Here is an 894-nt window from a genome sequence, read left to right as displayed (position 1 = left end):
TACCGGCGTGCCCGCACCAAGGCCTTTCGCAGCTGGCAGCAGGAGACCTGCGCCCAAGCAGCATCCTGATCCTGCTGCACCCTTAGTCACGCGGCCGAACTCGCCCTCCCGTCAAACAACTTGCCAATGCCGTTCTTCGCCGACATCACGGCGCTGGGGCGCGTTGGCGTGGCCGACGATATCGGCCCGATGATCGCCAGCCTGCTCGGCCCTGACAACCGTTGGGTCAATGCGCAGCGTATTGAGGTGTCTGGCGGCCAGGGCATCTGACCACTGCGCTGACAGAACCGTCCAGGACACCGCGTGCTCACCGGCCATGCGCGTCAGGTTGCGTGGCAGGAAGTTCGACGCGCGCTTGCAGCCCGCCGGTTGGCCGATTGCTGAGCCAGACCTCTCCACCATGAGCCCGGATGATACTTCGCGCCGCTGTCAGGCCAAGCCCGACGCCCCCGCTGGCGCGATTGCGCGAGGTTTCGAGGCGATGATAGGGCGCGAAGGCCTGTTCCAGGGCCTCTTCCGGTAGTCCAGGCCCTTCATCGCAGATCAGGATCTCCGTACGCCCGCTTGTCAGGTGCAGCCGAACCGTAGGCGGTGTCGCATACTTAACCGCATTCTCGATCAGGTTCACGAAAGCGCGCCGCAGAGCATGGGGACGGCCGCGATGCGGGCCGTGCTGCGGTCCTTCATAGATCAACGTGATCCCCTGATCGCCGTAGTCGTCAATGATGGAATTGAGCAACTGCGGCAGGTCGAAGCGGGTGAAGGGCTCCTGGCTGGCATCATCGCGGAAGAATGCCAGCGCCGAGTCGATCATCTCCTGCATCTCGTCGACATAGCGGAACATCTTTTCCTGCTGTGGTTCGTCGACGAATTCGGCGAGCAGCCGCATCCGGG

At 63.5% G+C, this 894-nt stretch carries 1 protein-coding gene and 1 pseudogene; one reads left to right on the top strand and one right to left on the bottom strand.

The window, feature by feature from the left end; genetic code table 11:
• Positions 1–138 precede the first annotated feature (138 nt).
• Positions 139–270: pseudogene (locus EBE87_RS28445) on the top strand (3-oxoacyl-ACP reductase); the annotation flags it as partial.
• 37 nt (positions 271–307) lie between these two features.
• Here EBE87_RS28445 and EBE87_RS28440 read toward each other — a convergent pair.
• The coding region (locus EBE87_RS28440) for a sensor histidine kinase (protein ID WP_233560296.1) at positions 308–894 on the bottom strand (587 nt) is incomplete at its 5' end.

The organism is Teichococcus wenyumeiae (genome assembly GCF_003696345.1).
Classification (GTDB): domain Bacteria; phylum Pseudomonadota; class Alphaproteobacteria; order Acetobacterales; family Acetobacteraceae; genus Pseudoroseomonas; species Pseudoroseomonas wenyumeiae.
The sequence above is the reverse complement of the archived record's forward strand: the minus strand, read 5'-3'. Positions and strand labels throughout refer to the sequence as shown.